Source organism: Enterobacter sp. 4974935, from assembly GCF_058661735.1.
Genome location: NZ_JBZWGT010000003.1, coordinates 195,480 through 213,581 on the forward strand (window position 1 = coordinate 195,480; position 18,102 = coordinate 213,581).

Below are 18,102 nucleotides of genomic sequence, written 5' to 3' on the forward strand. Positions count from 1 at the left end.
ACGAAAGATGGCTTTACGTAAACGCTTTATCGCGGGCGCAAAATGCCCGTCCTGCCAGGCGCAAGATACGCTGGCCATGTGGCGGGAGAATAATATCGATATTGTTGAATGTGTTAAGTGCGGTCACCAGATGCGTGAGGCCGACAAAGAAGCCCGCGATCACGTTCGCAAAGAAGAGCAAGTGATCGGCATTTTTCATCCAGACTAGCGATATGCTCTGAGTTTTTTTAAGCTTAAGGGTACACGGGTGCAGAATTCCGCTACAATCTGCGCCAGCAATTTTCCCACGCTCAGGAGATATCATGAAAGTAGCAAAAGACCTGGTGGTCAGCCTGGCCTATCAGGTACGTACAGAAGACGGTGTGTTGGTTGATGAGTCTCCGGTGAGTGCGCCGCTGGACTACCTGCATGGTCACGGTTCCCTGATTTCCGGCCTGGAAACGGCGCTGGAAGGTCATGAAGTTGGCGACAAATTCGACGTTGCTGTCGGCGCGAACGACGCTTACGGTCAGTATGATGACAACCTGGTTCAGCGCGTTCCTAAAGACGTGTTCATGGGCGTTGACGAGTTGCAGGTTGGCATGCGCTTCCTGGCTGAAACTGACCAGGGTCCGGTTCCGGTTGAAATCACAGAAGTTGAAGACGACCACGTTGTGGTTGACGGCAACCACATGCTGGCTGGTCAGAACCTGAAGTTCAACGTAGAAGTTGTTGCTATCCGTGAAGCGACCGAAGAAGAGCTGGCTCATGGCCACGTTCATGGTGCGCACGGTCACGACCATGACCACGATCACGGCCACGACGGCTGCTGCGGTGGTCACGGCCACGATCATGGTCATGACCACGGCCACGGTAAAGGTGGTTGCGGTAACGGCGGCTGCGGCTGCCACTGATTCCGTACTGCGGAAAATAAAAAAGCGGGATAATCCCGCTTTTTTTACGCCTCAATAATGAGGTGGTGGCGTCTCTTCAGCCTGAGAGGCGATGTGCGACGACTGCGTTGCCTTCACTTTTTCAGTGAGAAGTCGCATCAAATCGCGCATTTTTGCCATTTCAAGCTCATGAGCCGTCACGGTCTGGTTCAGTTCTTCGATGGTGATGTCCTGAAAAGCCAGGCGGCTTTCCAGCTCAGCCAGTCTCGCTTCGATCGTTGTATCCTTCATCATTCACCTCGTTTATCTCTCATGCGCCATAATGGACCAGCGGCGGCGAAGTTTATCTGACTTTTTCCTTAAGTACAGTATCCATCTCCCTGACAAGAAACTTATTTAAACAAAAATAGTCTGAAAAGAAGCGACATTCGGGGGAGTCTGTCTGTAGATTTCTTCCACAACGTTTTATAGTACGTCACTCATTTACGTTTAACACTGGGGTGAGAGACCTCAGGTCCTGGAGATATGGATGAAATCACTGTTTAAAGTTACGCTGCTGGCGACCACTATGGCTGTAGCGCTCAATGCGCCGCTGTCTTTCGCTGCTGATACTGCTGCGAAGCCTGCTGCGACTACAGACAGCAAAGCGGCATTCAAGAATGACGACCAGAAATCCGCCTACGCACTTGGCGCGTCTCTGGGCCGTTACATGGAAAACTCTCTGAAAGAACAAGAGAAACTGGGCATCAAACTGGACAAAAACCAGCTGATCGCAGGGGTTCAGGATGCGTTCGCAGACAAGAGCAAACTGTCTGACCAAGAAATCGAGCAGACTCTGCAAGCGTTTGAAGCGCGCGTGAAAAGCGCCGCTCAGACCAAGATGGAAGCAGACGCTAAAGATAACGAAGCGAAAGGCAAAGCCTACCGCGATAAGTTCGCTAAAGAGAAAGGCGTTAAAACGTCTTCTACAGGCCTGATCTATAAAGTTGAGAAAGAAGGTACCGGCGACGCGCCTAAAGACAGCGACACCGTTGTAGTTAACTACAAAGGTACGCTGATCGACGGTAAAGAGTTCGATAACTCTTACACTCGCGGTGAGCCTCTCTCCTTCCGTCTGGACGGTGTGATCCCGGGCTGGACCGAAGGCCTGAAGAACATCAAGAAAGGCGGTAAAATCAAGCTGGTCATCCCACCGGATCTGGCTTACGGCAAAACCGGCGTTCCGGGTATCCCGGCTAACTCTACGCTGGTATTTGATGTAGAACTGCTGGACATCAAACCGGCGCCGAAAGCGGATGCGAAAACAGACGCACCGGCTGACGACAAAGCCGCAGCAGCTAAGAAGTAATGCTGAAAAAAACCGCCGCCTTTACAGGCGGCGGTTTTTTTATTGTGGGGCAGATATAATTAACACTGGAAAGCGTTATACACGCTGTATTAATTTAGTTGTCCGTGTAGATAATGAGCCTGCCCTGAAAACCTAACGACAGGCTCCTGAAAAGGAGTGTTTTTTTCATGTCCAGGTCGCTTTTAACCAACGAAACCAGTGAACTTGATTTGCTGGATCAACGTCCATTTGACCAGACCGACTTCGATATTCTGAAATCCTACGAAGCGGTAGTGGACGGGTTAGCGATGCTCATTGGTTCCCACTGCGAAATCGTATTGCATTCCCTGCAAGATCTTAAGTGTTCCGCTATCCGCATTGCGAATGGTGAGCACACTGGCCGTAAAATTGGTTCGCCAATCACCGACCTTGCATTGCGTATGTTGCATGACATGACCGGCGCGGACAGCAGCGTCTCAAAATGCTATTTCACCCGCGCCAAAAGCGGCGTGCTGATGAAATCAGAAACTATCGCGATTCGAAACCGCGAACACCGGGTAATCGGTTTGCTGTGCATCAACATGAACCTTGATGTGCCATTCTCGCAAATCATGAGCACTTTCATTCCGCCAGAAACGCCGGACGTGGGCTCATCGGTGAACTTTGCCTCTTCTGTTGAGGATCTCGTGACACAGACGCTGGAGTTCACCATTGAAGAGGTGAATGCCGATCGCAACGTATCCAACAACGCCAAGAATCGTCAGATCGTCCTGAACCTCTATGAGAAAGGGATTTTTGATATCAAAGATGCCATCAACCAGGTGGCCGATCGCCTGAATATCTCCAAACACACGGTTTACCTCTATATTCGCCAGTTCAAAAGCGGCGACTTCCTGGGGCAAGACAAGTAATGCGTTTTGCGTTAATGGTGACGGGCCCGGCGTACGGTACCCAGCAGGCCAGCAGCGCGCTACAGTTTGCCCATGCGCTGCTTGATTCCGGTCATGAACTGGCAAGCGTCTTCTTCTATCGTGAAGGGGTCTATAACGCGAACCAGTTTACGTCCCCGGCGAGCGATGAGTTTGACCTTGTGCGCGCCTGGCAAAAATTAAACGAAACGCAGGGCGTCGACCTGCATATCTGCGTCGCGGCGGCACTGCGTCGCGGCGTGACGGATGCGACTGAAGCCGAACGCCTTGGTCTGGCAGGGGCTAACCTGCAACCGGGCTTTTCGCTCAGCGGATTAGGCGCATTAGCACAGGCGGCGTTGACCTGCGACAGAGTGGTGCAATTTTGATGAAGCGCGTAGCGTTTGTTTTTACTTCTGCCCCGCATGGCAGCGCTTCAGGCCGGGAAGGGCTGGATGCATTGCTCGCGACCTCGGCTTTAACCGAAGATATTGGCGTCTTCTTTTTAGGCGATGGCGTATTCCAGCTTCTGGCAGGCCAACAACCGCAGGCCATTCTTGCGCGCGACTACATTGCGACCTTTAAAGTTCTGCCGCTCTATGACATTGAAACCTTCTATGTGTGCGCCGACTCGCTGGCCGCTCGTGGGTTAAATGAGAAAATACCGTTCGTGCTGGACGTGACGATCCTGACATCTTCTGCGCTGCGCGAACAACTTTCTCACTACGATACCGTTCTGACTTTCTGAGGCTATCATGCTCCATACCCTGAGCCGTTCACCGTGGCAATGCGATATCGACACGTTACTGAGCATGCTGCGCGAAGGCGATGATCTGCTGCTGATTCAGGATGGCGTGCTCGCGGCGCTTGATGGCAGCCGTTTTGTTGAAATCCTCGCTAATGCCCCCATAACAGTCTCTGCGCTTAAAGAGGATCTGGATGCGCGGGGTCTTTCTGGTCAAATTTCAGCCAAAATTGACGTGGTTGGCTATACTGATTTCGTCAATCTTACTGTGACGCACGCCAGTCAAATGAACTGGTGATTTGAGATCGCTGTATATTTCTTGACACCTTTTCGACGTAGCCCTAAAATTTCGCGTCCTCATATTGTATGAGGTCGTTTTATTACGTGTTTACGAAGCAAAAGCTAAAACCAGGAGCTATTTAATGGCAACAGTTAACCAGCTGGTACGCAAACCACGTGCACGCAAAGTTGCAAAAAGCAACGTGCCTGCGCTGGAAGCCTGCCCGCAGAAACGTGGCGTATGTACTCGTGTATATACCACCACTCCTAAAAAACCAAACTCCGCACTGCGTAAAGTATGCCGTGTGCGTTTGACTAACGGTTTCGAAGTGACTTCCTACATCGGTGGTGAAGGTCACAACCTTCAGGAGCACTCCGTGATCCTGATCCGTGGCGGTCGTGTTAAAGACCTTCCGGGTGTTCGTTACCACACCGTTCGTGGTGCGCTGGACTGCTCAGGTGTTAAAGACCGTAAGCAGGCTCGCTCCAAGTACGGCGTGAAGCGTCCTAAGGCTTAATGGTTCTCCGTTAAGTAAGGCCAAACTGATTTATCTTAATGTCAAACTAAACTCGTAGAGTTTTGGACAATCCTGAATTAACAACGGAGTAATCCCATGCCACGTCGTCGCGTCATTGGTCAGCGTAAAATTCTTCCAGATCCGAAATTCGGATCAGAACTGCTGGCAAAATTTGTAAATATCCTGATGGTAGATGGTAAAAAATCTACTGCAGAAGCAATCGTATACAGCGCGCTGGAGACCCTGGCTCAGCGTTCTGGTAAAAATGAACTGGAAGCTTTCGAAGTCGCTCTCGACAACGTGCGCCCGACTGTAGAAGTTAAGTCTCGCCGCGTTGGTGGTTCTACTTATCAGGTTCCAGTTGAAGTTCGTCCGGTTCGTCGTAATGCTCTGGCAATGCGTTGGATCGTTGAAGCTGCTCGTAAACGCGGTGATAAATCCATGGCTCTGCGTCTGGCGAACGAACTTTCTGATGCTGCAGAAAACAAAGGTACTGCAGTTAAGAAACGTGAAGACGTTCACCGTATGGCAGAAGCCAACAAGGCGTTCGCACACTACCGTTGGTAATCCCTTCGGAGTCGTAGTCACCAGGCGGGCGCTTCAGAGAAGCCGCCCGCTCTGGGTAACTTAACTGAACGCCTAAAGATATAAACGAGGAATCAAATGGCTCGTACAACACCCATCGCACGCTACCGTAACATCGGTATCAGTGCGCACATCGACGCCGGTAAAACCACTACTACCGAACGTATTCTGTTCTACACCGGTGTAAACCATAAAATCGGTGAAGTTCATGACGGCGCAGCCACCATGGACTGGATGGAACAGGAGCAGGAGCGTGGTATTACTATCACCTCCGCAGCGACTACTGCTTTCTGGTCAGGTATGGCTAAGCAGTACGAACCGCATCGCGTAAACATCATCGACACCCCAGGGCACGTTGACTTCACCATCGAAGTAGAACGTTCCATGCGTGTTCTTGACGGCGCGGTAATGGTTTATTGCGCAGTTGGTGGTGTTCAGCCACAGTCTGAAACCGTATGGCGTCAGGCTAACAAATATAAAGTTCCACGCATCGCGTTCGTTAACAAAATGGACCGTATGGGTGCTAACTTCCTGAAAGTTGTTGGCCAGATCAAAACCCGTCTGGGCGCGAACCCTGTTCCGCTTCAGCTGGCAATTGGTGCTGAAGAAGGCTTCACCGGTGTTATCGACCTGGTGAAAATGAAAGCCATCAACTGGAACGAAGCAGATGCGGGCGTTACCTTCGAATACGAAGATATCCCGGCAGAGATGCAGGACCTGGCTGACGAATGGCACCAGAACCTGATCGAATCCGCAGCAGAAGCTTCTGAAGAGCTGATGGAGAAATACCTGGGTGGTGAAGAACTGACTGAGCAAGAGATCAAATCTGCTCTGCGTCAGCGTGTTCTGAACAACGAAATCATCCTGGTAACCTGTGGTTCTGCGTTCAAGAACAAAGGTGTTCAGGCAATGCTGGATGCGGTAGTTGACTACCTGCCATCCCCGGTTGACGTTCCTGCGATCAACGGCATCCTGGACGACGGTAAAGATACTCCGGCTGAGCGTCACGCAAGTGATGACGAGCCGTTCTCTGCGCTGGCGTTCAAAATTGCTACCGACCCATTCGTGGGTAACCTGACCTTCTTCCGCGTTTACTCTGGTGTGGTTAACTCCGGTGACACCATCCTGAACTCCGTGAAATCGGCGCGTGAACGTTTTGGCCGTATCGTACAGATGCACGCTAACAAACGTGAAGAGATCAAAGAAGTTCGTGCGGGCGACATCGCTGCTGCTATCGGTCTGAAAGACGTGACTACTGGTGACACCCTGTGTGACCCGGATCACCCGATCATTCTGGAGCGTATGGAATTCCCTGAGCCGGTAATCTCCATCGCGGTTGAACCAAAAACCAAAGCTGACCAGGAAAAAATGGGTCTGGCTCTGGGCCGTCTGGCGAAAGAAGACCCATCATTCCGCGTATGGACTGATGAAGAATCTAACCAGACCATCATCGCTGGTATGGGTGAACTGCACCTGGACATCATCGTTGACCGTATGAAGCGTGAATTCAACGTTGAAGCGAACGTGGGTAAACCTCAGGTTGCTTACCGCGAAGCGATTCGCGCGAAAGTTACCGATGTTGAAGGTAAACACGCTAAGCAGTCTGGTGGTCGCGGTCAGTACGGTCACGTTGTGATCGACATGTACCCACTGGAGCCGGGCTCTAACCCTAAAGGTTACGAGTTCATCAACGACATCAAAGGTGGTGTAATTCCTGGCGAATACATCCCTGCCGTTGATAAAGGTATCCAGGAGCAGCTGAAAGCTGGTCCTCTGGCTGGTTACCCGGTTGTAGACATGGGTGTTCGTCTGCACTTCGGTTCTTACCACGACGTTGACTCCTCTGAACTGGCGTTTAAACTGGCTGCGTCTATTGCCTTTAAAGAAGGCTTTAAGAAAGCAAAACCAGTTCTGCTTGAGCCAATCATGAAGGTTGAAGTAGAAACTCCGGAAGAGAACACCGGTGACGTTATCGGTGACTTGAGCCGTCGTCGCGGTATGCTGCGTGGTCAGGAATCCGAAGTAACTGGCGTTAAGATCCACGCTGAAGTTCCGCTGTCTGAAATGTTCGGATATGCAACTCAGCTGCGTTCTCTGACCAAAGGTCGTGCATCATACACTATGGAATTCCTGAAGTATGATGATGCGCCGAACAACGTTGCTCAGGCCGTTATCGAAGCCCGTGGTAAGTAATCCACAGGATTAAAACCTAAGTCCCGTGCTCTCTCCGAAGGGGAGAGCACTATAGTAAGGAATATAGCCGTGTCTAAAGAAAAATTTGAACGTACAAAACCGCACGTCAACGTTGGTACTATCGGCCACGTTGACCATGGTAAAACTACCCTGACTGCTGCAATCACTACCGTACTGGCTAAAACCTACGGCGGTGCTGCTCGTGCTTTCGACCAGATCGATAACGCACCAGAAGAAAAAGCTCGTGGTATCACCATCAACACCTCTCACGTTGAGTATGACACCCCGACTCGCCACTACGCACACGTAGACTGCCCAGGCCACGCCGACTATGTTAAAAACATGATCACCGGTGCTGCGCAGATGGACGGCGCGATCCTGGTTGTTGCTGCGACTGACGGCCCTATGCCTCAGACTCGTGAGCACATCCTGCTGGGTCGTCAGGTAGGCGTTCCTTTCATCATCGTGTTCCTGAACAAATGCGACATGGTTGATGACGAAGAGCTGCTGGAACTGGTAGAGATGGAAGTTCGTGAACTGCTGTCTCAGTACGATTTCCCAGGCGACGACACTCCAATCGTTCGTGGTTCCGCGCTGAAAGCGCTGGAAGGCGAAGCAGAGTGGGAAGAGAAAATCATCGAACTGGCTGGCTACCTGGATTCTTACATCCCAGAACCAGAGCGTGCGATTGACAAGCCATTCCTGCTGCCAATCGAAGACGTATTCTCCATCTCCGGTCGTGGTACCGTTGTTACCGGTCGTGTAGAGCGCGGTATCATCAAAGTTGGTGAAGAAGTTGAAATCGTTGGTATCAAAGAGACTGCGAAGTCTACCTGTACTGGCGTTGAAATGTTCCGCAAACTGCTGGACGAAGGCCGTGCTGGTGAGAACGTTGGTGTTCTGCTGCGTGGTATCAAACGTGAAGAAATCGAACGTGGTCAGGTTCTGGCGAAGCCAGGCTCAATCAAGCCACACACCAAGTTCGAATCTGAAGTGTACATTCTGTCCAAAGACGAAGGCGGCCGTCATACTCCGTTCTTCAAAGGCTACCGTCCACAGTTCTACTTCCGTACAACTGACGTGACCGGTACCATCGAACTGCCAGAAGGCGTAGAGATGGTAATGCCAGGCGACAACATCAAGATGGTTGTGACTCTGATCCACCCAATCGCGATGGATGACGGTCTGCGTTTCGCAATCCGTGAAGGCGGCCGTACCGTTGGCGCGGGCGTTGTAGCTAAAGTTCTGGGCTAATTAATTATCCCTGAAATAAAAAGGACGCTTCGGCGTCCTTTTTTGTTTTCTGCCGTTGGGCATTGTCATAAAAATTCGCATTTTTTGCTTTCTCCCGCCACGTATTCCGACGCCCGTGCTATTGTAATCATAACCATTCTCACTTACACTTTGCGCATATTTTGAACGGGAGTCTTTATGTACGTTTGTTTATGTAATGGTGTAAGCGACAAAAAAATTCGTCAGGCCGTTCGCCAGTTTCAACCACAATCTTTCCAGCAGCTTCGTAAGTTTGTTCCGGTGGGAAATCAATGCGGTAAATGCGTTCGCGCAGCGCGTGAGATCATGCAGGACGAACTGATGCAGATCCCGGAATTCAAAGAGATCGCGTAAGCCTCCATCTTTTTTTTGACATCCCTGTAGCCCGATCTACGCTTCAATGAGTGGAAGCGGAGGGACTATATAATGAAAGGTGATGTTAAAATCATAAGTTATCTCAATAAATTATTGGGAAATGAGCTTGTCGCAATCAATCAGTATTTTCTCCATGCAAGAATGTTCAAAAACTGGGGACTGACTCGCCTCAACGATGTTGAATACCATGAGTCCATTGATGAAATGAAACACGCCGATAAATATATTGAGCGTATTTTATTCCTCGAAGGCATTCCTAACCTACAGGATCTCGGAAAACTGGGCATCGGAGAAGATGTTGAAGAGATGTTGCGTTCTGATCTCCGGCTGGAGCTGGAGGGTGCAAAAGACCTGCGTGAAGCCATTGCCTATGCGGACAGCGTACATGACTACGTCAGCCGGGATATGATGATCCAGATCCTGGCCGATGAAGAAGGGCACATCGACTGGCTTGAGACCGAACTGGATCTCATTAGCAAAATTGGCCTACAGAACTACCTTCAGTCTCAGATCAAAGTGTAAAGTTAATCAGGCTTTCCCAGCCAACGCATAAACCCGCTGCCGCCAGAAATGGCCCAAAAGGCAGTGGGTTTTTTAATGCCTGCTTATCAGGGTTGAACAACGAGAAACCAACCAGATACAGCAGAGCCATTAACGCGGCCACTAATGCCAGTACTGGCAGTACACACCAGCCATGCCATGCTCCCAGCGCCGCCAGATATTTTATGTCGCCATACCCCATCCCTTCACATCGGCAGATGAGTCGATATCCCCAATAGATAACGGCGAATCCGGCGTATCCTGCGGTCGCACCCAGTACCGCGCTCGGCAAAAAACCAGGATGAAGACAAAGCTGGTAGAGCAGGCCCGTCCATAGCAGCGGGCAAAGGAATTTATCGGGAAGCAGCCCCGTGCGAATATCGGTGCGTACAAGCAAGGCCGATAACGCAAAATAGATCAGCAGAAAGGGGAGGGACATTAGCATAGCGAGAGCCTCAAAATGGTTTGAGCGCATACTCGTAATAATCTGCATGCCCGGCAATGTGTAAAAACAACAATTGCATAGCGGCTTCAGACAAAGAGTTGTGAAGGGATACTTTGCATAAAAAATTGCGAGGCCTTACGCAGAGTACGACTTTGGCGCTTAATTTCTAAACGGCACTTGCGTCTTTCGCTGATTTACGTATAATGCGCGGGCTTGTCGTAATTGACGGCGGGTTCAATCTGAACCAGAGTAGCTCACTTTGTTACTCAACAATGCTCCCAATTGGGGAGCTACGTAAGAACGGTTACACTCTCCCATCAATCGTAATGGGTTTGAGGAGTAATCATTTTCGTTTATAAAATAATTGGAGCTCTGGTCTCATGCAGAACCAAAGAATCCGTATCCGCCTTAAAGCGTTTGATCATCGTCTGATCGATCAATCAACCGCGGAAATCGTCGAGACTGCTAAGCGCACTGGTGCGCAAGTCCGTGGTCCGATCCCGCTGCCGACCCGCAAAGAGCGCTTTACCGTTCTGATCTCTCCGCACGTTAACAAAGATGCGCGTGATCAGTACGAGATCCGCACTCACAAGCGTCTGGTTGACATCGTTGAGCCAACTGAGAAAACCGTTGATGCTCTGATGCGTCTGGATCTGGCTGCCGGTGTAGACGTGCAGATCAGCCTGGGTTAATCAGGTCATCGAGCGATTGAGAGGTTGATACAATGATTGGTTTAGTCGGTAAAAAAGTGGGCATGACCCGCATCTTCACTGAAGATGGCGTTTCAATCCCAGTAACCGTAATCGAAGTTGAAGCAAACCGCGTTACCCAGGTTAAAGATCTGGCTAACGATGGCTACCGCGCTGTTCAGGTGACCACTGGTGCTAAAAAAGCTAACCGTGTAACCAAACCAGAAGCGGGTCACTTCGCTAAAGCTGGCGTAGAAGCTGGCCGTGGTCTGTGGGAATTCCGTCTTGCTGAAGGCGAAGAGTTCACCGTAGGTCAGGACATTAGCGTTGAGCTGTTTGCTGACGTTAAAAAAGTTGACGTAACCGGTACCTCTAAAGGTAAAGGTTTTGCTGGTACCGTTAAGCGCTGGAACTTCCGTACCCAGGACGCTACTCACGGTAACTCCTTGTCTCACCGCGTTCCGGGTTCTATCGGTCAGAACCAGACTCCGGGCAAAGTGTTCAAAGGCAAGAAAATGGCAGGTCAGCTGGGCAACGAACGTGTAACCGTTCAGAGCCTGGACGTAGTACGTGTTGACGCTGAGCGCAACCTGCTGCTGGTTAAAGGTGCGGTCCCGGGTGCAACCGGTAGCGACCTGATCGTTAAACCAGCTGTGAAGGCGTAAGGGGATAGCAATGGAATTAGTATTGAAAGACGCGCAGAGCGCGCTGACTGTTTCCGAAACTACCTTCGGTCGTGATTTCAACGAAGCGCTGGTTCACCAGGTTGTTGTTGCTTATGCAGCTGGTGCTCGTCAGGGTACTCGTGCTCAGAAGACTCGTGCTGAAGTAACTGGTTCAGGCAAAAAGCCATGGCGCCAGAAAGGTACCGGCCGTGCGCGTTCAGGTTCTATCAAGAGCCCGATCTGGCGTTCAGGTGGCGTGACCTTCGCTGCGCGTCCACAGGACCACAGTCAAAAAGTTAACAAAAAGATGTACCGCGGCGCGCTGAAAAGCATCCTGTCCGAACTGGTACGTCAGGATCGTCTGATCGTTGTCGAGAAGTTCTCTGTTGAAGCGCCTAAAACTAAGCTGCTGGCACAGAAACTGAAAGACATGGCTCTGGAAGATGTGCTGATCATCACCGGTGAGCTGGACGAGAACCTGTTCCTGGCCGCGCGTAACCTGCACAAGGTTGACGTACGCGACGCGACTGGTATCGACCCGGTTAGCCTGATCGCCTTCGACAAAGTCGTAATGACTGCTGATGCTGTTAAGCAAGTTGAGGAGATGCTGGCATGATTCGTGAAGAACGTCTGCTGAAGGTGCTGCGCGCACCGCACGTTTCTGAAAAAGCGTCTACTGCGATGGAAAAAACAAACACCATCGTTCTCAAAGTTGCTAAAGACGCGACCAAAGCAGAGATCAAAGCTGCTGTGCAGAAACTGTTTGAAGTCGAAGTCGAAGTCGTTAACACCCTGGTAGTTAAAGGGAAAGTTAAACGTCACGGACAGCGTATCGGTCGTCGTAGCGACTGGAAAAAAGCTTACGTCACCCTGAAAGAAGGCCAGAACCTGGACTTCGTTGGCGGCGCTGAGTAAGTCGGAGGAGTAATACAATGGCAGTTGTTAAATGTAAACCGACATCTCCGGGTCGTCGCCACGTAGTTAAAGTGGTTAACCCTGAGCTGCACAAGGGCAAACCTTTTGCTCCGTTGCTGGAAAAAAACAGCAAATCCGGTGGTCGTAACAACAATGGCCGTATCACCACTCGTCACATCGGTGGTGGCCACAAGCAGGCTTATCGTATTGTTGACTTCAAACGCAACAAAGACGGTATCCCAGCAGTTGTTGAGCGTCTTGAGTACGATCCGAACCGTTCCGCGAACATCGCGCTGGTTCTGTACAAAGATGGCGAACGCCGTTACATCCTGGCCCCTAAAGGCCTGAAAGCTGGCGACCAGATTCAGTCTGGCGTTGATGCTGCAATCAAAGCAGGCAACACCCTGCCGATGCGCAATATCCCGGTTGGTTCTACCGTTCATAACGTAGAAATGAAACCAGGTAAAGGCGGTCAGCTGGCGCGTTCTGCGGGTACTTACGTTCAGATCGTTGCGCGTGACGGTGCTTATGTCACCCTGCGTCTGCGTTCTGGTGAAATGCGTAAAGTCGAAGCAGACTGCCGCGCTACTCTGGGCGAAGTTGGCAATGCTGAGCATATGCTGCGCGTTCTGGGTAAAGCTGGTGCTGCACGCTGGCGTGGTGTTCGTCCTACCGTTCGCGGTACTGCGATGAACCCAGTCGATCACCCACATGGTGGTGGTGAAGGTCGTAACTTTGGTAAGCACCCGGTAACTCCGTGGGGCGTTCAGACCAAAGGTAAGAAGACCCGCAGCAACAAGCGTACTGATAAATTTATCGTACGTCGCCGTAGCAAATAATTTTAGAGGATAAGCCATGCCACGTTCTCTCAAGAAAGGTCCTTTTATTGACCTGCACTTGCTGAAGAAGGTAGAGAAAGCGGTGGAAAGCGGAGACAAGAAGCCCCTGCGCACTTGGTCCCGTCGTTCAACGATCTTTCCTAACATGATCGGTTTGACCATCGCTGTCCATAATGGTCGTCAGCACGTTCCAGTCTTTGTTACCGACGAAATGGTTGGTCACAAACTGGGTGAATTCGCACCGACTCGTACTTATCGCGGCCACGCTGCTGATAAAAAAGCGAAGAAGAAATAAGGTAGGAGGAAGAGATGGAAACTTTAGCTCAACATCGCCATGCTCGTTCTTCTGCACAGAAGGTTCGCCTTGTTGCTGACCTGATTCGCGGTAAGAAAGTGTCGCAGGCCCTGGACATCCTGACCTATACCAACAAGAAAGCTGCGGTATTGGTCAAGAAAGTACTGGAATCTGCCATTGCTAACGCTGAACACAACGATGGCGCTGACATCGACGATCTGAAAGTCGCGAAAATTTTCGTAGATGAAGGCCCAAGCATGAAGCGCATTATGCCGCGTGCGAAAGGTCGTGCAGATCGCATCCTGAAGCGCACCAGCCACATTACTGTGGTTGTGTCCGATCGCTGAGACTCTGGAGACTAGCAATGGGTCAGAAAGTACATCCTAATGGTATTCGCCTGGGTATTGTAAAACCATGGAACTCTACCTGGTTTGCGAACACCAAAGAATTCGCTGACAACCTGGACAGCGATTTTAAAGTACGTCAGTACCTGACTAAGGAACTGGCTAAAGCGTCTGTATCTCGTATCGTTATCGAGCGTCCAGCTAAGAGCATCCGTGTGACTATTCACACTGCTCGCCCTGGCATCGTTATCGGTAAGAAAGGCGAAGACGTAGAAAAACTGCGCAAGGTCGTAGCGGATATCGCTGGCGTTCCTGCACAGATCAATATCGCTGAAGTTCGTAAGCCTGAACTGGACGCTAAATTGGTTGCTGACAGCATCACTTCTCAGCTGGAACGTCGTGTTATGTTCCGTCGTGCTATGAAGCGTGCTGTACAGAACGCAATGCGTCTGGGCGCTAAGGGTATCAAAGTTGAAGTTAGCGGCCGTCTGGGCGGCGCGGAAATCGCACGTACCGAATGGTACCGCGAAGGTCGCGTACCGCTGCACACTCTGCGTGCTGACATCGACTACAACACCTCTGAAGCGCACACCACTTACGGTGTAATCGGCGTTAAGGTATGGATCTTCAAAGGTGAGATCCTGGGTGGTATGGCTGCTGTTGAACAACCGGAAAAACCGGCTGCTCAACCTAAAAAGCAGCAGCGTAAAGGCCGTAAATAAGGAGCGTCGCTGATGTTACAACCAAAGCGTACAAAATTCCGTAAAGTGCACAAAGGCCGCAACCGTGGTCTGGCGCAGGGTACGGATGTTAGCTTCGGCACTTTCGGTCTGAAAGCTGTTGGCCGTGGTCGTCTGACTGCACGTCAGATCGAAGCAGCACGTCGTGCAATGACCCGTGCAGTTAAGCGTCAAGGTAAGATCTGGATCCGTGTATTCCCGGACAAACCGATCACCGAGAAGCCACTGGAAGTTCGTATGGGTAAAGGTAAAGGTAACGTGGAGTACTGGGTTGCCTTGATCCAACCGGGCAAAGTCCTTTATGAAATGGACGGTGTTCCGGAAGAGCTGGCCCGTGAAGCCTTCGGCCTGGCAGCAGCGAAACTGCCTATCAAAACCACCTTTGTAACTAAGACGGTGATGTAATGAAAGCAAAAGAGCTGCGTGAAAAAAGCGTTGAAGAGCTGAACGCTGAGCTGCTGAACCTGCTGCGTGAGCAGTTCAACCTGCGTATGCAGGCTGCAAGTGGCCAGCTGCAACAGACTCACCTGCTGAAGCAAGTGCGTCGCAATGTTGCGCGCGTTAAGACTTTACTGACTCAGAAGGCGGGTGCGTAATGACCGATAAAATCCGTACTCTGCAAGGTCGTGTTGTTAGCGATAAAATGGAGAAATCCATTGTTGTAGCTATCGAACGTTTTGTGAAACACCCGATCTACGGTAAATTCATCAAGCGTACGACCAAACTGCACGTACATGACGAGAACAACGAATGTGGTATCGGCGACAAGGTTGAAATCCGTGAATGCCGTCCACTGTCCAAGACTAAGTCCTGGACGCTGGTTCGCGTTGTAGAGAAAGCGGTTCTGTAATAGAGTACGCATTCTCAATACGAATAAACGGCTCAGCAATGAGCCGTTTATTTTTTCTACCCATATTGCAGAAGCGGTGTTATAATGCCGCGCCCTCGATATGGGGCTTTTTAACGGCTCTGATTTTAGAGTCTCAGGTAGTAGTTGACATTAGCGGAGCACTAAAATGATCCAAGAACAGACTATGCTGAACGTCGCCGACAACTCCGGTGCACGTCGCGTAATGTGTATCAAGGTTCTGGGTGGCTCGCACCGTCGCTACGCAGGCGTAGGCGACATCATCAAGATCACCATCAAGGAAGCAATTCCACGTGGTAAGGTCAAAAAAGGTGATGTGCTGAAGGCGGTAGTGGTGCGCACCAAGAAGGGTGTTCGTCGCCCTGACGGTTCTGTCATTCGCTTCGATGGTAATGCATGCGTTATTTTAAACAATAACAGCGAGCAGCCTATCGGCACGCGTATCTTTGGGCCGGTAACTCGTGAACTTCGTACTGAGAAGTTCATGAAAATTATCTCTCTGGCACCAGAAGTACTCTAAGGAGCGAATCATGGCAGCGAAAATCCGTCGTGATGACGAAGTTATCGTGTTAACCGGTAAAGATAAAGGTAAACGCGGTAAAGTAAAAAATGTTCTGTCTTCCGGCAAACTCGTCGTTGAAGGTATCAACCTGGTTAAGAAACATCAGAAGCCGGTTCCGGCCCTGAACCAACCAGGCGGCATCGTTGAAAAAGAAGCTGCTATTCAGGTTTCTAACGTTGCAATCTTCAATGCGGCTACCGGTAAGGCTGACCGTGTAGGCTTTAGATTCGAAGACGGCAAAAAAGTCCGTTTCTTCAAGTCTAACAGCGAAACTATCAAGTAATTTGGAGTAGTACGATGGCGAAACTGCATGATTACTACAAAGACGAAGTAGTTAACAAACTCATGACTGAGTTTAGCTACAATTCTGTCATGCAAGTCCCTCGGGTCGAGAAGATCACCCTGAACATGGGTGTTGGTGAAGCGATCGCTGACAAGAAACTGCTGGATAACGCAGCAGCTGACCTGACAGCAATCTCCGGTCAAAAACCGCTGATCACCAAAGCACGCAAATCTGTTGCAGGCTTCAAAATCCGTCAGGGCTATCCGATCGGCTGTAAAGTAACTCTGCGTGGCGAACGCATGTGGGAGTTCCTTGAGCGCCTGATCACTATTGCTGTTCCACGTATCCGTGACTTCCGTGGCTTGTCCGCTAAGTCTTTCGACGGTCGTGGTAACTACAGCATGGGTGTCCGTGAGCAGATCATCTTCCCAGAAATCGACTACGATAAAGTCGACCGCGTGCGTGGTTTGGATATTACCATTACCACTACTGCGAAATCTGATGAAGAAGGCCGTGCTCTGCTGGCTGCCTTTGACTTCCCGTTCCGCAAGTAAGGTAGGGTTACTGAATGGCTAAGCAATCAATGAAAGCACGCGAAGTAAAGCGCGTAGCTTTAGCTGATAAATTCTTCGCTAAACGCGCTGAACTGAAAGCGATCATTTCTGATGTGAACGCTTCCGACGAAGATCGTTGGAATGCGGTTCTCAAGCTGCAGTCTCTGCCGCGTGATTCCAGCCCGTCTCGTCAGCGTAACCGCTGTCGTCAAACAGGTCGTCCACATGGTTATGTGGGCAAGTTTGGGTTGAGCCGTATCAAACTGCGTGAAGCCGCCATGCGCGGTGAAGTACCAGGCTTGAAAAAGGCTAGCTGGTAATTACCAATTGAATCACGGGAGTAAAGACAGATGAGCATGCAAGATCCGATCGCGGATATGCTGACCCGTATCCGTAACGGTCAGGCCGCGAACAAAGTTGCGGTCACCATGCCTTCCGCCAAGCTGAAAGTGGCAATTGCCAACGTGCTGAAGGAAGAAGGTTTTATCGAAGATTTTAAAGTTGAAGGCGACACCAAGCCGGAACTGGAACTTACTCTCAAGTATTTCCAGGGTAAAGCTGTTGTAGAAAGCATTCAGCGTGTCAGCCGCCCAGGCCTGCGCATCTATAAGAAAAAAGATGAGCTGCCAAAAGTAATGGCTGGTCTTGGTATCGCAGTTGTTTCTACCTCTAAAGGTGTTATGACTGATCGTGCAGCGCGCCAGGCTGGTCTTGGTGGCGAAATTATCTGCTACGTAGCCTAATCGGAGGAAAGAATGTCTCGTGTTGCTAAAGCACCGGTCGTTATTCCTGCCGGCGTTGATGTCAAAATCGACGGTCAGGTTATTACGATCAAAGGTAAAAACGGCGAGCTGACTCGTACCCTCAACAAAGCTGTTGAAGTTAAACATGCAGATAACGCTCTGACCTTCGGTCCACGTGATGGTTTCGTGGATGGATGGGCTCAGGCTGGTACCGCGCGTGCCCTGCTGAACTCAATGGTTGTTGGTGTTACCGAAGGCTTCACTAAAAAGCTTCAGCTGGTTGGTGTAGGTTATCGTGCAGCTATCAAAGGGAATGCAGTAGGCCTGTCTCTGGGCTTCTCACACCCTGTTGAGCATCCGCTGCCGGCCGGAATCACTGCAGAATGCCCGACTCAGACTGAAATCGTGCTGAAAGGCGCTGATAAACAGCTGATCGGTCAGGTTGCAGCAGATCTGCGCGCCTACCGTCGTCCTGAGCCTTATAAAGGCAAGGGTGTTCGTTACGCCGACGAAGTCGTGCGTACCAAAGAGGCTAAGAAGAAGTAA

The 18,102-nt window shown here is 50.6% G+C and carries 32 protein-coding genes; 30 read left to right on the forward strand and 2 right to left on the reverse strand.

Features of this window, described 5'->3' with window-relative positions; all coding sequences use genetic code 11:
- The first annotated feature begins 7 nt into the window (after nt 1–7).
- Both AC4OVS_RS02005 and slyD read left to right on the forward strand, forming a co-directional pair.
- On the forward strand, nt 8–208 hold the full coding sequence (locus tag AC4OVS_RS02005; RefSeq protein ID WP_022649597.1) for a YheV family putative zinc ribbon protein: 201 nt from the start codon (nt 8–10) through the stop codon (nt 206–208).
- 94 nt (nt 209–302) lie between these two features.
- A complete protein-coding gene (slyD, locus tag AC4OVS_RS02010; protein ID WP_003861691.1) occupies nt 303–893 on the forward strand; it encodes a peptidylprolyl isomerase in 591 nt (196 codons plus the stop codon).
- A 51-nt stretch (nt 894–944) separates the two neighbouring features.
- On the opposite strand, the gene AC4OVS_RS02015 is transcribed toward slyD, so the two are convergent.
- Nucleotides 945–1,163 (reverse strand): protein SlyX, encoded by a 219-nt coding sequence (locus tag AC4OVS_RS02015; RefSeq protein ID WP_023298761.1) that lies wholly within the window; start codon nt 1,161–1,163, stop codon nt 945–947.
- 238 nt (nt 1,164–1,401) lie between these two features.
- Here AC4OVS_RS02015 and fkpA point away from each other — a divergent pair, with 238 nt between their 5' ends.
- The 11 genes from fkpA (at nt 1,402) to bfr (ending at nt 9,596) form a co-directional block, all read left to right on the forward strand.
- Entirely contained in the window at nt 1,402–2,220 is an 819-nt protein-coding gene (gene fkpA, locus AC4OVS_RS02020) for an FKBP-type peptidyl-prolyl cis-trans isomerase (protein ID WP_157508535.1), read from the forward strand.
- Nucleotides 2,221–2,387: 167 nt separating this feature from the next.
- Nucleotides 2,388–3,110: a helix-turn-helix transcriptional regulator gene (locus AC4OVS_RS02025; RefSeq protein WP_003861697.1), complete on the forward strand. Its 723-nt coding sequence runs from the start codon at nt 2,388–2,390 to the stop codon at nt 3,108–3,110.
- Nucleotides 3,110–3,496, forward strand: coding sequence for a sulfurtransferase complex subunit TusD (tusD, locus tag AC4OVS_RS02030; protein WP_491922152.1), 387 nt, complete (start codon nt 3,110–3,112; stop codon nt 3,494–3,496). The genes AC4OVS_RS02025 and tusD overlap by 1 nt, the downstream gene beginning before the upstream one ends.
- The gene (gene tusC, locus AC4OVS_RS02035) at nt 3,496–3,855 is read left to right on the forward strand and encodes a sulfurtransferase complex subunit TusC (RefSeq protein ID WP_023298759.1); all 360 of its coding nucleotides are present in this window, start codon (nt 3,496–3,498) and stop codon (nt 3,853–3,855) included. Before tusD ends, tusC begins: the two co-directional genes overlap by 1 nt.
- 7 nt (nt 3,856–3,862) lie before the next feature.
- The gene (gene tusB / locus AC4OVS_RS02040; protein WP_022649592.1) at nt 3,863–4,150 is read left to right on the forward strand and encodes a sulfurtransferase complex subunit TusB; all 288 of its coding nucleotides are present in this window, start codon (nt 3,863–3,865) and stop codon (nt 4,148–4,150) included.
- A 124-nt stretch (nt 4,151–4,274) separates the two neighbouring features.
- The gene (rpsL, locus tag AC4OVS_RS02045) at nt 4,275–4,649 is read left to right on the forward strand and encodes a 30S ribosomal protein S12 (RefSeq protein ID WP_000246815.1); all 375 of its coding nucleotides are present in this window, start codon (nt 4,275–4,277) and stop codon (nt 4,647–4,649) included.
- 96 nt (nt 4,650–4,745) lie between these two features.
- Nucleotides 4,746–5,216, forward strand: a complete 471-nt coding sequence (rpsG, locus tag AC4OVS_RS02050) for a 30S ribosomal protein S7 (RefSeq protein WP_003861706.1) — start codon at nt 4,746–4,748, stop codon at nt 5,214–5,216.
- Nucleotides 5,217–5,312: 96 nt separating this feature from the next.
- The gene (fusA, locus tag AC4OVS_RS02055) at nt 5,313–7,427 is read left to right on the forward strand and encodes an elongation factor G (RefSeq protein WP_022649591.1); all 2,115 of its coding nucleotides are present in this window, start codon (nt 5,313–5,315) and stop codon (nt 7,425–7,427) included.
- Nucleotides 7,428–7,496: 69 nt separating this feature from the next.
- Nucleotides 7,497–8,681 (forward strand): elongation factor Tu, encoded by a 1,185-nt coding sequence (gene tuf, locus AC4OVS_RS02060; RefSeq protein ID WP_017693880.1) that lies wholly within the window; start codon nt 7,497–7,499, stop codon nt 8,679–8,681.
- Nucleotides 8,682–8,858: 177 nt separating this feature from the next.
- Nucleotides 8,859–9,053 carry a bacterioferritin-associated ferredoxin gene (gene bfd, locus AC4OVS_RS02065; protein WP_003863268.1) on the forward strand — a complete coding sequence of 65 codons (195 nt, stop codon included), beginning with the start codon at nt 8,859–8,861 and terminating at the stop codon, nt 9,051–9,053.
- A gap of 72 nt (nt 9,054–9,125) precedes the next feature.
- On the forward strand, nt 9,126–9,596 hold the full coding sequence (bfr, locus tag AC4OVS_RS02070; RefSeq protein ID WP_491922153.1) for a bacterioferritin: 471 nt from the start codon (nt 9,126–9,128) through the stop codon (nt 9,594–9,596).
- On the opposite strand, the gene AC4OVS_RS02075 is transcribed toward bfr, so the two are convergent.
- A complete protein-coding gene (locus AC4OVS_RS02075) occupies nt 9,586–10,059 on the reverse strand; it encodes a prepilin peptidase (protein WP_491922750.1) in 474 nt (157 codons plus the stop codon). The two genes, bfr and AC4OVS_RS02075, sit on opposite strands and share 11 nt — an antisense overlap.
- A 380-nt stretch (nt 10,060–10,439) precedes the next feature.
- On the opposite strand from AC4OVS_RS02075, the gene rpsJ reads away from it, so the two are divergent.
- The 17 genes from rpsJ to rplF all read left to right on the forward strand — a co-directional run bounded on the left by rpsJ (nt 10,440) and on the right by rplF (nt 18,102).
- Nucleotides 10,440–10,751, forward strand: coding sequence for a 30S ribosomal protein S10 (rpsJ, locus tag AC4OVS_RS02080; RefSeq protein ID WP_001181005.1), 312 nt, complete (start codon nt 10,440–10,442; stop codon nt 10,749–10,751).
- A gap of 32 nt (nt 10,752–10,783) precedes the next feature.
- The gene (gene rplC / locus AC4OVS_RS02085; RefSeq protein ID WP_006178923.1) at nt 10,784–11,413 is read left to right on the forward strand and encodes a 50S ribosomal protein L3; all 630 of its coding nucleotides are present in this window, start codon (nt 10,784–10,786) and stop codon (nt 11,411–11,413) included.
- 10 nt (nt 11,414–11,423) lie between these two features.
- A complete protein-coding gene (gene rplD, locus AC4OVS_RS02090) occupies nt 11,424–12,029 on the forward strand; it encodes a 50S ribosomal protein L4 (protein ID WP_000424395.1) in 606 nt (201 codons plus the stop codon).
- The gene (rplW, locus tag AC4OVS_RS02095) at nt 12,026–12,328 is read left to right on the forward strand and encodes a 50S ribosomal protein L23 (protein ID WP_000617546.1); all 303 of its coding nucleotides are present in this window, start codon (nt 12,026–12,028) and stop codon (nt 12,326–12,328) included. Before rplD ends, rplW begins: the two co-directional genes overlap by 4 nt.
- Before the next feature lie 17 nt (nt 12,329–12,345).
- Nucleotides 12,346–13,167 carry a 50S ribosomal protein L2 gene (gene rplB, locus AC4OVS_RS02100; RefSeq protein ID WP_000301859.1) on the forward strand — a complete coding sequence of 274 codons (822 nt, stop codon included), beginning with the start codon at nt 12,346–12,348 and terminating at the stop codon, nt 13,165–13,167.
- Nucleotides 13,168–13,183: 16 nt separating this feature from the next.
- Complete coding sequence (gene rpsS, locus AC4OVS_RS02105) at nt 13,184–13,462, forward strand: 30S ribosomal protein S19 (RefSeq protein ID WP_001138117.1); 279 nt, start codon at nt 13,184–13,186, stop codon at nt 13,460–13,462.
- 14 nt (nt 13,463–13,476) lie between these two features.
- A complete protein-coding gene (rplV, locus tag AC4OVS_RS02110) occupies nt 13,477–13,809 on the forward strand; it encodes a 50S ribosomal protein L22 (protein ID WP_002919773.1) in 333 nt (110 codons plus the stop codon).
- Nucleotides 13,810–13,826: 17 nt separating this feature from the next.
- A complete protein-coding gene (rpsC, locus tag AC4OVS_RS02115; protein WP_000529945.1) occupies nt 13,827–14,528 on the forward strand; it encodes a 30S ribosomal protein S3 in 702 nt (233 codons plus the stop codon).
- Between the two features lie 12 nt (nt 14,529–14,540).
- Nucleotides 14,541–14,951: a 50S ribosomal protein L16 gene (gene rplP, locus AC4OVS_RS02120; protein ID WP_002919759.1), complete on the forward strand. Its 411-nt coding sequence runs from the start codon at nt 14,541–14,543 to the stop codon at nt 14,949–14,951.
- Complete coding sequence (gene rpmC, locus AC4OVS_RS02125; RefSeq protein ID WP_003863282.1) at nt 14,951–15,142, forward strand: 50S ribosomal protein L29; 192 nt, start codon at nt 14,951–14,953, stop codon at nt 15,140–15,142. The genes rplP and rpmC overlap by 1 nt, the downstream gene beginning before the upstream one ends.
- The gene (gene rpsQ, locus AC4OVS_RS02130; protein ID WP_002438707.1) at nt 15,142–15,396 is read left to right on the forward strand and encodes a 30S ribosomal protein S17; all 255 of its coding nucleotides are present in this window, start codon (nt 15,142–15,144) and stop codon (nt 15,394–15,396) included. Before rpmC ends, rpsQ begins: the two co-directional genes overlap by 1 nt.
- Before the next feature lie 166 nt (nt 15,397–15,562).
- A complete protein-coding gene (gene rplN / locus AC4OVS_RS02135) occupies nt 15,563–15,934 on the forward strand; it encodes a 50S ribosomal protein L14 (RefSeq protein ID WP_002919748.1) in 372 nt (123 codons plus the stop codon).
- Nucleotides 15,935–15,944: 10 nt separating this feature from the next.
- On the forward strand, nt 15,945–16,259 hold the full coding sequence (rplX, locus tag AC4OVS_RS02140; protein ID WP_003863287.1) for a 50S ribosomal protein L24: 315 nt from the start codon (nt 15,945–15,947) through the stop codon (nt 16,257–16,259).
- Nucleotides 16,260–16,273: 14 nt separating this feature from the next.
- Nucleotides 16,274–16,813: a 50S ribosomal protein L5 gene (rplE, locus tag AC4OVS_RS02145; RefSeq protein WP_022649589.1), complete on the forward strand. Its 540-nt coding sequence runs from the start codon at nt 16,274–16,276 to the stop codon at nt 16,811–16,813.
- 14 nt (nt 16,814–16,827) lie between these two features.
- Nucleotides 16,828–17,133, forward strand: a complete 306-nt coding sequence (gene rpsN / locus AC4OVS_RS02150) for a 30S ribosomal protein S14 (protein ID WP_003863291.1) — start codon at nt 16,828–16,830, stop codon at nt 17,131–17,133.
- Nucleotides 17,134–17,163: 30 nt separating this feature from the next.
- Entirely contained in the window at nt 17,164–17,556 is a 393-nt protein-coding gene (gene rpsH / locus AC4OVS_RS02155) for a 30S ribosomal protein S8 (RefSeq protein ID WP_006178918.1), read from the forward strand.
- A 12-nt stretch (nt 17,557–17,568) separates the two neighbouring features.
- The gene (gene rplF, locus AC4OVS_RS02160) at nt 17,569–18,102 is read left to right on the forward strand and encodes a 50S ribosomal protein L6 (protein ID WP_003863296.1); all 534 of its coding nucleotides are present in this window, start codon (nt 17,569–17,571) and stop codon (nt 18,100–18,102) included.